The sequence below is a fragment of the Streptomyces tanashiensis genome, from assembly GCF_014648895.1.
Lineage (GTDB): Bacteria > Actinomycetota > Actinomycetes > Streptomycetales > Streptomycetaceae > Streptomyces > Streptomyces tanashiensis.
Genome location: NZ_BMRZ01000003.1, coordinates 610,021 through 624,710 on the forward strand (window position 1 = coordinate 610,021; position 14,690 = coordinate 624,710).

The window sequence follows — 14,690 nt, forward strand, 5'->3', positions numbered from 1 at the left end:
AACCGCCGGGTCCGGGGTCAGGGCCCCGCGGGAGTCCAGTGCAGCCGGCCGTCCAGGCCGATCGCCGCCACCCCGTCCGTACCGGCGTCCGGCGCGCCGGAGAACAGGAACTTCTCCAGCGTCCACACCGGGCGCGCCCCGGCCCGGCCGTGCGGTGCCGTCGCCAGGAAGCCGGTGCGGGACCGGACCGCGAGCAGGCCGTCGCCGCCGCTCACCGGGCCGAAGCCCGCGACGCCGGTGCCGGACAGCTCCGTGACCGGGGAGACCGGGCCCGTACCGGAGAAGTCGGCGCTCCGCAGGTCGCCGGAGGCCGGCTTGCGGAACCAGAGCCGTACGCCGTCGCCGTCCGGCGCCGCGCCCGCGCTCAGCGCGAGGGTCGTCGGCGGCAGCCCGGTCGGCGCGGGACCGGTCAGCGGTCCGCCGGGGTTCGGCTCGGCCCAGGCGAGGACGGTGTCCGGGGTGCTGGCGAAGACGTACCCGCGTCCGTCCGCGTCCGTCGCCGCCACCGGGTCGCCGTAGACGTCCGTGCCGCCCAGGGACCGCCACGGGCCCCAGGTGCCGTCGGTCCGCTGCTCGCGGGCCGTCAGCCGGTGGCGGCTGTCGCGGAGGACCACCGTGACCCGGCCGTCGGCGGCCACGGTGACGGCGGGCGCGCTGATGTCCGAGGTCCCGTCGGCGTCGTTCCGCTCGGGGGTGCCGAGCGGGAGCCAGGGGCCGAAGGCGCCGCCCGGGACGGACTGGACGGTGGTGACGACCTCGCGGCGGTAGGCGGCCGCGTCGCCGCCGAGCGTCGTCCGGGTGCCGAAGACGGCGATGCGGCCGTCGGGCAGGGTCACCGAGGTGACGCCGCTGTCGAGGCCGCCGCCGGGCAGCAGCTCCGGGCCCCGCCAGGCCACGGCGTCGGCCGGCTTCCGCCAGGCCGCGAGGTGTCCGTCGAGGACGGAGAAGGCGTGCAGTCCGCCGTCCGGGCCGCGCTGGACCCAGGAGGTCGAGGTGCCGCGGGCGTACCGGACCGTCTGCGTCCAGCCCCGCCCGGCGGGCCGTGCGGCCACCTTCAGGTCGCCGCAGCCCGCGCCGGTCCCGCAGTCCTGGACACCGTCCAGCCAGGCGTACGTCTTCAGGGTCTTCAGCTTCGCGTCGGCCGTCGCGGGGTCGAGGGTGTGCGGCAGGACGCTGGTCGGGTAGCCGAGGTAGTTCTGCACGCCGACGTGCGGGTGGCCGGGCAGCTCCGCGTACCGGGCGAGCGCGGCCTGTGCGAACCGGGCCCCGAACAGGTGGTCCTGGTGGTCCCGGAACTTCCCGGTCTCCGGGTACGTGCCGGGGCTCGGGTCCTGCATGCGGACGAAGGTCGGCCGGAAGCGCTCCAGGAGCCCGGTCACCGTGGCGACGACCTGCTCCTTCGTGTAGGTGAAGTCGGCGGCGACCGGGGTGCCCGCGGAGCGCTGCGACTCCAGCGCGGTGATCCGGCCGTTCCAGAGTCCGTTGAGGCTGTGCGGCCGGTCGCCGTTGGTGGCGCCGGCCTCCCGTATCTGCAGCCAGACCAGCTTGATCTGCGGCCGGGCGCGCAGGGTGTCCAGCTCGGCCCACCCGCCGCCGGCCGTCGGTATCGCCTCCCGGTCCCAGGGACTGGTCCTGCTGCCCGTCGCCATCTCGGCGTACGCCGCGCGTATGCCGTTCTGCCGGGCCTCGGCGTAGCCCGCCTTGTCGGGCGCGGCCGCGGCGGCGTCGTGGGGGCGCGCGTTGACGCCGTCGGACTCCCCGGCGGTGAGGTAGACGGCGGTGAGGGGGCTCCGGGAGCGCAGGGACTGGGAGACGTCCGGGTTCATGAAGAACAGGTCGTCGTCGGGGTGGGCCACGATCTGCACCACGGAGACCGGGGCGCGGGTGTCCTTCCCGGGCTTCCCGTGCGCCTCGGCCGGCAGGGCCTTCGCCGGCGCGTGCGTCGCCGGGGCCTTCGCCGGGGACCCCGTGCCCTCCGCCGCGTGCGCCGACGGCGTGCGCGGCGTCCCGGTCACCGAGAGGAGGCCGACGAAGGCGCCGCCCACCAGGGCGGCCGTCACCACCGTCGCGGCGGTCCTGCGGCGGGTCGGGGGGGCGGGGCGGCGGAGGACGGGCATGTGCGGTGGCGTGCTTTCCCATGAGGTCGGACGGGCGGGACCGTCCCGCGGGAGGCAAGACGAACTTTCAAGGAATACGGTTCATCGGGCCCGAAAAGCGACCAATGTGCGGGACATCACGTGTGATCCGCTGCGATCCGCAGGCCTGAGCGCCCGCGCCTCGCGCTGCGGATAGGCTCGATCTCCCGGGTTCGTCCCTGGGCTTGGACCTGCTCGGAGGGAGCGGCGGAATGACGGTGCCGGGACGCAGGAGCAGCACGTTCTCACGTCTGCTGCGGCACGGGTTCACCGATCCCTCGGAGGCCGAGAGACTCCTCGACGTGCCCGAGCTGTCGGCGCTGCGCGGCGACTCCGTCCTCCTCGACTCCCTCGGCGCCACCGCCGACCCCGACCTCGCCCTGCGCGGCCTGGTCCGTCTCGTGGAGGCGCAGCCCGAGACCGAGCGGCAGACCCTCACCACCACGCTGCTCTCCGCCAAGCCGTTCCGGGACCGGCTGCTCGGGGTGCTCGGCGCGTCCGAGGCGCTCGCCGACCACCTGGCCCGGCACCCCCGCGACTGGGAGTCCCTCGTCACGTACGAGGCGGTCGACCTGCACCCCGGGGTCGCCGAGTTCGAGCACGGCCTCGCCGAGGCCGTCGACCCGGTGTCGCTGCGGGTCGCCTACCGCCGCTGCCTCCTCGCCATAGCGGCCCGTGACGTGTGCGGCACCGCCGACCTCGCCCAGACCGCCGCCGAGCTCGCCGACCTGGCGACGGCGACCCTGCGCGCCGCGCTCGCCATCGCCCGTACGGCCGCGCCCGCCGACGCCGCGATGTGCAGGCTCGCGGTGATCGCGATGGGCAAGTGCGGGGGCCACGAGCTGAACTACGTCTCCGACGTGGACGTGATCTTCGTGGGGGAGCCCGCGGACGGCGCCGACGAGGGCAAGGCCATCCAGGCCGCGACCCGCCTCGCCTCCCACCTGATGCGGATCTGCTCGGAGACCACCGTCGAGGGCACCATCTGGCCGGTCGACGCCAATCTGCGCCCCGAGGGCCGCAACGGCCCCCTCGTCCGCACGCTCTCCTCCCATCTCGCCTACTACCAGCGGTGGGCGAAGACCTGGGAGTTCCAGGCGCTGCTCAAGGCGCGCGCGGTGGCCGGCGACCCCGAGCTGGGCGGCCAGTACATCGACGCCGTCTCCCCGCTCGTCTGGCAGGCCGCCGAGCGCGAGAACTTCGTCCCCGACGTGCAGAAGATGCGCCGCCGCGTCGTCGACAACATCCCGGTCGCCCAGGTCGAGCGCGAGCTCAAGCTCGGCCCCGGCGGCCTCAGGGACGTCGAGTTCGCCGTCCAGCTCCTCCAGCTGGTGCACGGCCGCAGCGACGCCACGCTGCACAGCGGGACCACCCTCGACGCGCTCGCCGCCCTCGCGGCCGGCGGCTACGTCGGCCGCGCCGACGCCTCCCAGCTCGACGAGGCCTACCGCTTCCTGCGGGCGATGGAGCACCGCATCCAGCTGTACCGGCTGCGCCGCACCCACCTCGTCCCCGAGGACGAGGCCGACCTGCGCCGCCTCGGCCGCTCCCTCGGGCTGCGCACCGATCCGGTCGCCGAGCTCAACAAGGAGTGGAAGCGGCACGCGGCCGTCGTCCGGCGGCTGCACGAGAAGCTCTTCTACCGGCCGCTGCTCGACGCGGTCGCCCAGCTCGCCCCCGGCGAGATCCGGCTCAGCCCGAAGGCGGCCGGGCAGCGGCTCGAAGCCCTCGGGTACGCCGACCCCGCCGCCGCCCTGCGCCACCTGGAGGCCCTGGCCTCCGGGGTGACCCGGAAGGCCGCCATCCAGCGGACGCTGCTCCCGGTGCTGCTCGGCTGGTTCGCCGACTCGGCCGACCCGGACGCCGGACTCCTCGGCTTCCGCAAGGTCTCCGACGCCCTCGGCAAGACCCCCTGGTACCTGCGGCTGCTCCGCGACGAGGGCGCCGCCGCGGAGAACCTCGCCCGGGTCCTCTCCGCCGGGCGCCTCGCCCCCGACCTGCTGCTCCGCGCCCCCGAGGCGGTCGCGATCCTCGGCGACCCGGAGGGTCTGAAGCCGCGCGGCCGGGACCATCTGGAGCAGGAGGTCCTGGCGGCGGTGGGCCGCGCGGACGACGCCGAGCAGGCGGTCGCGGCGGCCCGCGGGGTCCGCCGCAGGGAGCTGTTCCGTACCGCCGCGGCCGATCTCATCGGCTCGTACGGCACCGAGGACAGCCCCCGTGAGCCCGACCCGGGCGCGCTCGTCGACCGGGTGGGGGAGGCCGTCACCGACCTCAACTCGGCCACGATCGCCGGCGCCCTGCGGGCCGCCGTGCGCGCCGAGTGGGGCGAGGAGCTGCCGACCCGGTTCGCGGTCATCGGCATGGGCCGCTTCGGCGGCCACGAGCTGGGGTACGGCTCCGACGCCGACGTGCTGTTCGTGCACGAGCCGCGCGAGGGCGTCGACGAGCAGGAGGCGGCCCGGGCCGCGAACCGGGTGGTCGCCGAGATGCGGCGGCTGCTCCAGCTCCCCACCGCCGACCCGCCGTTGCTGATCGACGCGGATCTGCGCCCGGAGGGCAAGAGCGGCCCGCTGGTGCGCACCCTGAAGTCGTACGAGGCCTACTACCGCCGCTGGTCGCTCGTCTGGGAGAGCCAGGCGCTGCTGCGCGCCGAACCCCTCGCGGGGGACCGGGAGCTGGGCGACCGGTTCATCGAGCTCGTCGACCCGCTGCGCTATCCGGTCGAGGGGCTCGGGGAGGACGCGGTCCGCGAGATCCGCCGGCTCAAGGCCCGGATGGAGTCCGAGCGGCTGCCGCGCGGCGCCGACCCGACCCTCCACGCCAAGCTCGGGCGCGGCGGCCTCAGCGACGTCGAGTGGACCGTCCAGCTGCTCCAGATGCGGCACGGCTGGGCCGAGCCTGGCCTGCGGACGACCCGTACCCGCGAGGCCCTGGCCGCCGCCCACGCGGCGGGGCTGATCCCGACGGAGGAGGCGCAGACCCTCGACGAGGCCTGGGTCCTCGCCACCCGGGTGCGCAACGCGGTGATGCTGGTCCGCGGCCGCCCCGGCGACACCTTCCCCTCGGACCCGCGCGAACTCGCCGCGGTCGGGCGGTACCTGGGCTACGAGTCCGGCCACGTCGGCGAGATGGTCGACGACTACCGCCGGATCACCCGCCGCGCCCGCGCGGTGGTGGAGGAGCTCTTCTACGGGGCGTAGGGGCGCTCAGCCGAGCCCTTGGTGCACCCGGAGCAACAGGCCCTGGAGCCGGGCCCGTTCCTCCGGGTCCAGCGGTGCGAGCAGCTCGTCCTGGACGGCCCGGGCCTCGGCGTCGAGCTCCGCGAGGAGGTCCCGGCCGGCGGGTGCGAGGGAGACGGAGACCCGCCGCCGGTCCTCGGGGTCGCGCGCCCGCTCGACGTACCCGCCGGTGGCCAGCTGGTCGACCACCTTGGCCATGTCGCTCGGGTCGACGCCGAGCCGGACGACCAGGTCGCGCTGGGCGTGCGGCCCGAAGTCGGAGAGGGCGGCGAGGACCGCCATGTCCCAGAGCCGCAGGCCGCGTTGGGCCAGGCGGTCCGCCAGCCTGCCCCGGGCCGCCTTGCCGATCCGGGAGAGCAGATAGGTGCTGAGGTCGAGCAGGGCGGGCGGGGTGGAGTGCGCGGAGGACATGACAGAAGTCTAAGGTCCGCTCCTATAGTGGGTGCGCACCTACTATTCTTCGAGGAGCCCGCCGTGGACGTCCCGTACCCCCGACTGCTCGTCAGCCGCTTCGCCGACAGCTTCCGGTTCTACGCGGCGGTCCTGCCGCCGCTGAGCGGCGCCGTCCTCGACAAGGGCGCGCCGGACGGGCCGTACGCCGGCTGGGAGGTGGACGGCCGGGCCGCCCTGGTGCTCTTCGACCGCGCCGCGATGGCCTCCGTCCTCGGCACCGGGACCCTCCCGGACCGGCCGGCGCCGGCCCAGGACACCGCGATGCTCGTGCTGCGGGTCGCCGACGTGGACGAGGCCCTCGCCCTCTGCCTGGAGTCCGGCGGCGCTCCCGTGCTCGGCGCGGCCGACCGCCCGGAGTGGGGACCCGGCCTGCGGACCGCCCATCTCCGCGACCCCGAGGGGCATCTGATCGAGCTGCAGTCCTACAGCTGATCCGTGTCGAGCAGTGTCCGGACATGGTCCAGATAGCCGGTGAGGGCCAGTTCGAAGGCCTGGTCGGAGCGGCCCTCCGGGGCCGCGCCCAGGGCGCGGGCCAGTCGGGGCGTGGCCGTCTCGTCGGCGAGCTCCCACATCGCCTCGGGGGCGGCCATGTCGAGCGCCGAGCCGAGGACGATGTTCTCCAGGGCGATGATCACCGGCATGACGTCCGGCAGCGCGAAGCCCGCGTCGAGCAGGCGGCCGACCGCGTGCTCGTACTGGGCGAGGACCTTGGGCGCGCGCACCGGTGAGGTGGTGAGGAGCGGGATCGTGCGCGGGTGGGCGGCGAAGGCGGCCCGGTAGGAGCGGGCCCAGGCGGCCATGGCGGCGTCCCAGGGCTCCCGTTCGAGGGTCGCGCCGTCGATGGCGGCGGCCACCCGCTCGCGCAGCAGCTCGACGATGCCGTCCCGGCCGTCCACGTGGTGGTAGACGGAGGCCGTCTGCACCCCGAGGCGCTTCGCGATCTGCGGGACGCTGAACTCGCCCTGCTCGTCGACGATCTCGAGCGCCGTGGTGGTGATCCGCTCCCGGTCGAGGAGGGGTCTGCGCGGCCGGCCCATGATCGTCACTCCCTGTTCAGATGCTCGTCAGGTCTTCCCGAACGGTCGAGGCCGAGGCTACATTGCGCAAACCGAAAGCCTTTAGGTTTCCTGTCGCGGAAAGGCTTCCCCCGCCATGTCCTCACCCACCCCCGACGAGCCCCCAGGACTGAGAACCGGCACCCTCACCACCGCCGACATCTCCTTCTTCGTCGTCTCCGCCGCCGCCCCGCTCACCGTCATGGCCGGAGTCGCCCCCGTCGCCATCCTGCTCGGCGGCATCGGCGCCCCCGTCGGCTACCTCCTCGCCGGCCTCACCCTCACCGTCTTCGCCGTCGGCTTCACCACCATGAGCCGCCACGTCCGCAGCGCCGGCGCCTTCTACGCGTACATCACCCGCGGCCTCGGCAGGCCGGTCGGCATCGCCGCCGCCCTCGTGGCCATGCTCGGCTACAACGGCATGGAGATCGGCGTCTACGGACTCCTCGGCTCCGCCACCTCCGACACCGCCGCCGCCCTCGGCCACGACGTCCCCTGGCTGCCCGTCTCCCTCGCCGGCCTCCTGCTCATCTGGTACGGCGGCTACCGCTCCATCGACTTCGGCGCCAAGGTCCTCGGCGTCCTCCTCGTCGCCGAGACCGGCATCCTCGTCCTCCTCGCCGGCGGCGTCCTCCTCGACGGCGGGGCACACGGCCTCTCGCTCGGCGGCCTCGCCCCCGCCCACGTCCTCACCGGCGGCACCGCCGCCGTCCTGGCCTTCGCCTTCGCCGCCTTCACCGGCTTCGAGTCCACCGTGATCTACCGGCGCGAGGCGAAGGACCCCGACCGCACCATCCCCCGCGCCACCTACATCGCGGTCGCCTTCCTCGGCCTCTTCTACGCCTTCGTCGTCTGGACCGTGATCCAGGCCTTCGGCGAGGACAAGGTCGTCCAGGCCGCCGCCGACGACCCCGGCGGCCTCTTCTTCGCCGCCATCACCACCTACGTCGGAGCGTGGGCCGCCGACCTGATGCACCTGCTCATCATCACCAGCGTCCTCGCCTCCCTCCTCGCCTTCCACAACGCCATCAACCGCTACACCCTCTCCCTCTCCGAGGAGGGCGTGCTGCCGAAGGCCCTCGGACGGATCCACCCCCGCCACCGCTCCCCGTACGTGGCCGGAGCCGCGCAGACCGTGCTCGGCGCCCTCGTGGTCCTCGCCTTCGCGCTCGCCGGCGCCGACCCGTACCAGCAGCTCCTGCTCTGGGTGAACACGCCCGGGATGATCGGCCTGATGATCCTCCAGCTGCTCGCCGCGCTCGCCGTCCCCTGCTTCTTCCGGCGGATCGACCACCGCGAGGGCGTGCTCCGCACCGTCGTCGCCCCCGTCGCCGCGTTCCTCCTGCTGGCCGGGGCGATCGGCCTGGTCACCGCCCACGTCGACCTCTTCACCGGGGCCTCGACCACGGTCAACACCGTGCTCGTCTCCCTCGCCCCCGCCGTCTTCCTCCTCGGGCTCCTCCTCGCGTACCGGCTCCGCCGCACCCGCCCCGAGACCTACGCCCGCTTCGCCGCCGAACCCGCCACCGAAGGAGCCGACCCCTCGTGTCCGCACCCGACCTCGTCCTCGTCAACGCCCGCGTCCGCGACCCCGAGCTCACCGGCGCCACCGCCGTCGCCGTCCATGGCGGACTGATCACCGCCGTCGGCACCGACGCCGAGGCCCGCACCTGGGCCGGTCCCGGCACCGAGACCGTCGACCTCGCCGGCGGAACCCTCACCCCCGGCCTCACCGACGCCCACAGCCACCCCGTCTGGGGCCTGGAGATGTTCACCGGCACCGACCTGTCCGGCGTCACCGACCTCGAAGGACTGCGCGCCGCGCTCCGCGCCGCCGCACGCCGCGACGGCTGGATCATCGGCTTCGGCCTCGACCACAACGTCTTCGGCGGCCGGCCCGTCCACCGCGACCTGATCGAGGATGTCCTCGACGGCACCCCCGCCCTCCTGCGGCTCTACGACGGCCACTCCGCCCTCGCCAGCCGCGCCGCCCTGAAGGCCGCCGGCATCGAAGGCCCCCGCGCCTTCGCCCAGCTCTCCGAGATCGTCTGCGAGGCCGGCGGCCGCCCCACCGGACACCTCGTCGAGCACGCCGCCATGGACCTGATGACCCCGGTCCTGCCCGCGCAGCCGTACGCCGAGCGCCGCGACCGGATCGTCGAGCTGCTGGGCGCGATGGCCGCCACCGGCCTCACCGCCGCCCACGTCATGGACCTCGGCGGGCACGACGTCCCCGGCCTGCTCGCCGGCATCGAGGAGGACGGCGACCTGCCGGTCCGCCTCCGCCTCGCCCCCTGGTGCATGCCCGGCGCCACGGCAGAGGAGCTCGACGCCTTCGTACGGCTCCAGGAGCGGGCCGGACGCCTGTGGGCGATCGGCGGCGTGAAGTTCTTCATGGACGGCACCGTCGAGGGCGGCACCGCCTGGCTGGAACACGCCGACTGCCACGGTCAGGGCACCGACGCCTTCTGGCCCGACCCGGCCGCCTACTCCGCCGCCGTGCGCCACCTCCACCGGGCCGGTGTCGGCACCGCCACCCACGCCATCGGCGACGCCGCCGTCCGGCACGTCCTCGACACCGTGGAAGGCCTCGGCCCGGGCGGTCCCCGCCACCGGATCGAGCACATCGAGACCGTCCCCGACGACCAGCTCGGACGGTTCGCCGCACTCGGAGTCGTCGCCTCGATGCAGCCCCCGCACACCGCGTACACCCGCGCCGACCACACCGACGAGTGGTCCAAGCGGCTCGGCGAGGAGCGGGCCGCCCGCGCCTGGCGCTGCCGCGACCTGCGGGACGCCGGGGCGCACCTCGCGCTCGGCTCCGACTGGCCCATCGCGCACTACGACGCCCGCCAGGTCCTCGCCACCGCCCGCGCCCCGCGCGGCGCCGCCGCGGCCCGGCACGGGCTCACCGGCCTGATGGCCCTGGAGGGGATGACCACGCACGCGGCGGTCGCCGCGGGGGAGGAGTCGGTCGCGGGCCGGATCGCCCCGGGCTTCCGGGCCGACCTCGCCGCCTTCGCCGTGGATCCGGTCGAGGCCCCGGCGGACGAGACCGCCGAGGCCCCGGTCCTGCTGACGGTCGCCGGCGGCCGGATCACGCACAGGCGCTGACCGGCGGCGGGATCACCTGCCGGAGCCGACCTGCTCCTCGGCCTCTTCCTCCGCGCCGGACTTCGCGCGGTCCGTCCTCCTCGCCGGGGACGGACCGCCCCGCCCGACGACGCCCACCGGCTCCACCAGCTTCGGCAGCCGGTGCGGGCGGGAGCCGTACCAGAAGTACGAGACGGCGAATCCGAAGGCCAGGCAGATCATGCCGCCGACCGCGTCCAGCCAGAAGTGGTTGGCGGTGGCCACGATGACGACGAGGGTCGCCGCCGGGTAGAGCAGGCCGAGGATCTTCGCCCAGGGCGCCCGGGCGAGGAGGAAGATCGTCAGGCCGCACCAGAGCGACCAGCCGATGTGCATGGACGGCATCGCCGCGTACTGGTTCGACACGTGCTTGAGGTTGCCCGAGGCCATCGAGCCCCAGGTGTGGTGGACGAGCACCGTGTCGACGAAGTCCTGGCCGTTCATGAGCCGGGGCGGCGCGAGCGGGTACAGGTAGTAACCGACCAGGGCCACACCGGTGGTCGCGAACAGAACCGTACGGAACGCCGCGTAACGGCCCGGATGCCATCGGTACAGCCACACCAGCACACCGATGGTCACGACGAAGTGGAGCGTGGCGTAGTAGTAGTTCATCGAGACGATCAGCCATGTCACCGAGTTCACGGCATGGTTGACGGCGTGCTCGAAGGCGAGACCGAGGGACTCCTCGGTCCGCCAGATCCAGTCGGCGTTCCTGAGCGCCTCGGCCTTCTGCTCCGGCACCGCGTTGCGGATCAGGGAGTACGTCCAGTAACTCACCGCGATCAGCAGGATCTCGAACCAGATCGTGGGGCGCCGTGGCGCGCGCGCACGCAGGCGCGCGAACCTGCCCTCGTCGGCCACGATGGGTGACGACGGGGTCGTCCGGCTGTCCAAGCTCTTCACGGTCGTTTCACCCATAGCGAGAGAGTCTGCCAGATCCCGTCCCCCCGACCGATCATCCCTCGGTCGGGTTCCGGGTGCACCCGGTCCACCTCAGGAAGGAGTCCGCGCGGGCGCCGGGGCGGATGCGGTCGAGCCGCGAACCACCAGCTCAGGCATGAAGACGAACTCGGAGTGCGGGGCCGGGGTGCCCCCGACCTCCTCCAGGAGCGCGCGGACCGCGGCCTGCCCCATCGCCTGCACCGGCTGCCGGATGGTGGTCAGCGGCGGATCGGTGAAGGCTATGAGCGGAGAGTCGTCGAAACCGACGACCGAGACGTCCCGGGGGACGTCCAGGCCCTGCTGCCGGGCCGCCCGGATCGCGCCGAGCGCCATCATGTCGCTCGCGCAGACGACCGCCGTGCAGCCGCGGGAGATCAGCGCTCCCGCCGCGGCCTGGCCGCCCTCCAGGGTGTACAGCGAGTGCTGGATCAGCTCCTCGGACTCCTCGGGGCCGAGGCCGAGCCGCTCCTGCATGCCCTGCTGGAAGCCCTCTATCTTGCGCAGCACCGGCACGAAGCGCTTCGGCCCGACGGCGAGACCGATCCGGGTGTGCCCGAGCGCCGCCAGGTGCGTCACGGCCAGCCGCATCGCCGCCCGGTCGTCGGGGGAGACGAAGGGGGCCTGGACCTTGGGGGAGAAGCCGTTGAGGAGGACGTACGGGACGCCCTTGCCGCGCAGCTGGTCGTAGCGCGTCATGTCGGCGGTGGTGTCGGCGTGCAGGCCGGAGACGAAGATGATGCCGGCGACGCCCCGCTCCACCAGCATGTCGGTGAGCTCGTCCTCGGTGGACCCGCCGGGGGTCTGGGTGGCGAGGACCGGCGTGTACCCCTGCCGGGTCAGGGCCTGCCCGATGACCTGGGCGAGGGCGGGGAAGATCGGGTTGTCCAGCTCGGGGGTGATGAGGCCGACGAGCCCCGCGCTGCGCTGGCGCAGACGTACGGGCCGCTCGTAGCCGAGCACGTCGAGCGCGGCGAGGACGGACTCGCGGGTGGCGGCGGCCACGCCCGCCTTGCCGTTGAGCACGCGGCTGACTGTGGCCTCACTGACCCCCGCCTGGGCTGCGATGTCGGAGAGCCGCGCGGTCATGAGGATGGACTGTACCGGTCACGGGGCGTATTGCCCACCGCTACCCCGCGGTCCCCTCCGATGCCGTCCTGATGCAAGGCCTTGCAGTCCTTGCGGCCTCCTTGCGGGGGCATTCGGGCGCGAAAGGGGGCCGACCGCCCCTGTCAAGCGATCCTTCGGCAACCTTCGGGACACGCGGATGTAACGATCGCCGGTCCTTGCAGAAAGTTCTCGCAAGGTCTTTCGGCGCGTTTTCATCCCTGTTACGTTCCTGGCAACCCGGAGCGCCGCGAGGGAGCGGTCGCATGAGGAAGGTTCCAGCCCCTCGTCTCCCCGGGATCATTGAAGGAGTTCACATGCGGCGTGGCATAGCGGCCACCGCGCTGGTCGCGGCCCTGGGCGTGACCCTGGCGGCGTGCGGCGGAAGCGACAGCGGTTCCAACGGCGGCTCGAAGGGCTCGGGTGAGCTCTCCGGCACCGTGACCTGGTGGGACACCTCCACGGTCGGCTCCGAGGACAAGGTCTTCAAGAAGGTCGCCGAGGACTTCAAGAAGCAGCACCCCAAGGTCACCGTCAAGTACGTGAACGTGCCGTTCGGCGAGGCGCAGAACAAGTTCAAGAACGCCGCGCAGTCCGGCTCCGGCGCGCCCGACGTCATCCGCTCCGAGGTCGCCTGGACCCCCGAGTTCGCCGACCTCGGCTACCTCGCCCCGCTGGACGGCACCGCCGCCCTCAAGAACCAGGACGACTTCCTGGAGCAGGCCGCGGCCTCCACGAAGTACAACGGCAAGACCTACGCCGTCCCGCAGGTCATCGACTCCATGGGCATCTTCTACAACAAGAAGATCTTCAAGGACGCCGGCGTCGAGGTCCCCAAGACCATCGACGAGCTCAAGTCCGTCTCCGCCAAGATCAAGCAGAAGACCGGCAAGACCGGCCTCTACCTGCGCGGCGACGACGCCTACTGGTTCCTCTCCTTCCTCTACGGCGAGGGCGGCGACCTGGTCGACGCCGAGAACAAGAAGATCACCGTCGACGGCCCGGCCGGCGTGAAGGCCTTCAAGGTCGTCAAGGACCTGGTCGACTCGGGCGCCGCCAAGACCGACGCGACCGACGGCTGGAACAACATGCAGACCGCCTTCAAGGAAGGCAAGGTCGCCATGATGATCAACGGCCCGTGGGCCGTCGCCGACACCTACGCCGGCAAGGAGTTCGCCGACAAGGCCAACCTGGGCATCGCCCCGGTCCCGGCCGGCTCGGGCGGCCAGGGCGCCCCGCAGGGCGGCCACAACCTCGCCGTCTACGCGGGCTCCAAGAACCTCGACGCCTCCTACGCCTTCGCCGAGTACATGACCTCGGCCGAGACCCAGGCGAAGATCTCGAAGGAGCTCAGCCTGCTCCCGACCCGCGAGTCGGTCTACATCAAGTCGGACGTCGCGACCAACGAGATGATCACCTTCTTCAAGCCGGTCGTCGACAAGGCCGTCGAGCGCCCCTGGATCCCGGAGACCGGCAGCCTCTTCGCGCCGCTCGTCACCGAGTACACCAAGGTCCTGACCGGCCAGACCACCCCGGAGACGGGAGCCAAGACGGTCGGCGACGGCTACCGCAAGCTCCTGAAGGACTGGAAGTAACAGGAAGGCAGGCCGGCTGATGGCTGTGGACACCCCCAGCCAGTCGGTGGCGAAGGCCGCGGGCGACGACGTCGCCCGCGGCCGGAGCCGCGGAACTGGCAGTCACCGGGGCGCGCCGAAGCGCTCCCTCTCCACCCACTGGTACGCCTGGGCCATGGTCGCCCCGGTGACCGTGGTGATCGCCGTGATCATCGGCTACCCGCTGGTCCGCGGCATCTACCTGTCGCTGACCGACGCCAACGAGCGGAACGTCGCGCGGTCGATCGGTGTCAACCAGATCCCGGCCACCTACGAGTTCGTCGGTCTGGACAACTACACCGACGCGATCACCGGGGGCCAGTTCCTCGGGACGCTCGGCTGGACGATCGTCTGGACCGTGTCCTGCGTGGCGCTGACCTTCGCCCTCGGCCTCGGCCTCGCCAACATCCTGAACAGGAAGATCGCCGGCCGCTCCGCCTACCGGCTGATGCTGATCCTGCCCTGGGCCGTGCCCGGCTTCGTCTCCGTCTTCGCCTGGCGCTTCCTCTACAACCAGGACAACGGCCTGCTCAACAAGGTCCTCGCGGGCGGCGGCATCGACGCCGTCCCGTGGCTCAACGACCCCACCTGGGCCAAGATCTCGGTCATCGCGACCAACGTCTGGCTCGGCGTGCCGTTCATGATGGTCGCCCTCCTCGGCGGACTCCAGTCCATCCCCGGCGAGCTGTACGAGGCCGCCGAGATGGACGGCGCGAACGCCTGGCAGCGCTTCCGGCACATCACCATGCCCGGACTGCGCTCGGTGTCGACGACGGTGGTCCTGCTCTCCACCATCTGGACGTTCAACATGTTCCCGGTGATCTTCCTGCTCACCCGGGGCGGGCCCGGCGAGGCCACCCAGATCCTCGTCACCCAGGCCTACAAGTTCTCCTTCGAGGTCAGCCCGCGCGACTTCGCCCAGTCCTCGACGTGGGGCGTGCTCATCCTGGTCCTCCTGATGGTCTTCGCCGCGTTCTACCAGCGCGTCCTCCGCAAGCAGGGAGAAGTCTGGTGACC

At 72.9% G+C, this 14,690-nt stretch carries 11 protein-coding genes; 6 read left to right on the top strand and 5 right to left on the bottom strand.

What is annotated here, in order from left to right:
* Positions 1-17: 17 nt before the first annotated feature.
* Complete coding sequence (locus IE237_RS13420; protein ID WP_189802126.1) at positions 18-2,117, bottom strand: PIG-L family deacetylase; 2,100 nt, start codon at positions 2,115-2,117, stop codon at positions 18-20.
* Positions 2,118-2,347: 230 nt separating this feature from the next.
* Here IE237_RS13420 and IE237_RS13425 point away from each other — a divergent pair, with 230 nt between their 5' ends.
* Complete coding sequence (locus IE237_RS13425) at positions 2,348-5,335, top strand: bifunctional [glutamine synthetase] adenylyltransferase/[glutamine synthetase]-adenylyl-L-tyrosine phosphorylase (protein ID WP_189802127.1); 2,988 nt, start codon at positions 2,348-2,350, stop codon at positions 5,333-5,335.
* Positions 5,336-5,341: 6 nt separating this feature from the next.
* Here IE237_RS13425 and IE237_RS13430 read toward each other — a convergent pair whose 3' ends face one another.
* Entirely contained in the window at positions 5,342-5,785 is a 444-nt protein-coding gene (locus tag IE237_RS13430) for a MarR family winged helix-turn-helix transcriptional regulator (protein WP_189802128.1), read from the bottom strand.
* A 63-nt stretch (positions 5,786-5,848) separates the two neighbouring features.
* Between IE237_RS13430 and IE237_RS13435 the strand changes: the two genes are divergently transcribed.
* Positions 5,849-6,259: a VOC family protein gene (locus tag IE237_RS13435; RefSeq protein WP_189802129.1), complete on the top strand. Its 411-nt coding sequence runs from the start codon at positions 5,849-5,851 to the stop codon at positions 6,257-6,259.
* Here IE237_RS13435 and IE237_RS13440 read toward each other — a convergent pair.
* Positions 6,250-6,864 carry a TetR/AcrR family transcriptional regulator gene (locus tag IE237_RS13440; RefSeq protein ID WP_189802130.1) on the bottom strand — a complete coding sequence of 205 codons (615 nt, stop codon included), beginning with the start codon at positions 6,862-6,864 and terminating at the stop codon, positions 6,250-6,252. The genes IE237_RS13435 and IE237_RS13440 overlap by 10 nt on opposite strands.
* 115 nt (positions 6,865-6,979) lie before the next feature.
* Between IE237_RS13440 and IE237_RS13445 the strand changes: the two genes are divergently transcribed.
* The gene (locus IE237_RS13445) at positions 6,980-8,518 is read left to right on the top strand and encodes an APC family permease (RefSeq protein WP_189802131.1); all 1,539 of its coding nucleotides are present in this window, start codon (positions 6,980-6,982) and stop codon (positions 8,516-8,518) included.
* On the top strand, positions 8,428-9,996 hold the full coding sequence (locus IE237_RS13450) for an amidohydrolase (protein ID WP_189802132.1): 1,569 nt from the start codon (positions 8,428-8,430) through the stop codon (positions 9,994-9,996). Before IE237_RS13445 ends, IE237_RS13450 begins: the two co-directional genes overlap by 91 nt.
* A gap of 12 nt (positions 9,997-10,008) precedes the next feature.
* On the opposite strand, the gene IE237_RS13455 is transcribed toward IE237_RS13450, so the two are convergent.
* Together IE237_RS13455 and IE237_RS13460 are read right to left on the bottom strand one after the other, a co-directional pair.
* The gene (locus IE237_RS13455) at positions 10,009-10,932 is read right to left on the bottom strand and encodes a phosphatase PAP2 family protein (protein WP_189802133.1); all 924 of its coding nucleotides are present in this window, start codon (positions 10,930-10,932) and stop codon (positions 10,009-10,011) included.
* 75 nt (positions 10,933-11,007) lie between these two features.
* On the bottom strand, positions 11,008-12,042 hold the full coding sequence (locus tag IE237_RS13460) for a LacI family DNA-binding transcriptional regulator (protein ID WP_189802134.1): 1,035 nt from the start codon (positions 12,040-12,042) through the stop codon (positions 11,008-11,010).
* A gap of 335 nt (positions 12,043-12,377) precedes the next feature.
* On the opposite strand from IE237_RS13460, the gene IE237_RS13465 reads away from it, so the two are divergent.
* Both IE237_RS13465 and IE237_RS13470 read left to right on the top strand, forming a co-directional pair.
* On the top strand, positions 12,378-13,655 hold the full coding sequence (locus IE237_RS13465) for an extracellular solute-binding protein (protein WP_189802135.1): 1,278 nt from the start codon (positions 12,378-12,380) through the stop codon (positions 13,653-13,655).
* Positions 13,656-13,674: 19 nt separating this feature from the next.
* Positions 13,675-14,688, top strand: coding sequence for a carbohydrate ABC transporter permease (locus tag IE237_RS13470; protein ID WP_189802136.1), 1,014 nt, complete (start codon positions 13,675-13,677; stop codon positions 14,686-14,688).
* The last annotated feature ends 2 nt before the right edge of the window (positions 14,689-14,690 follow it).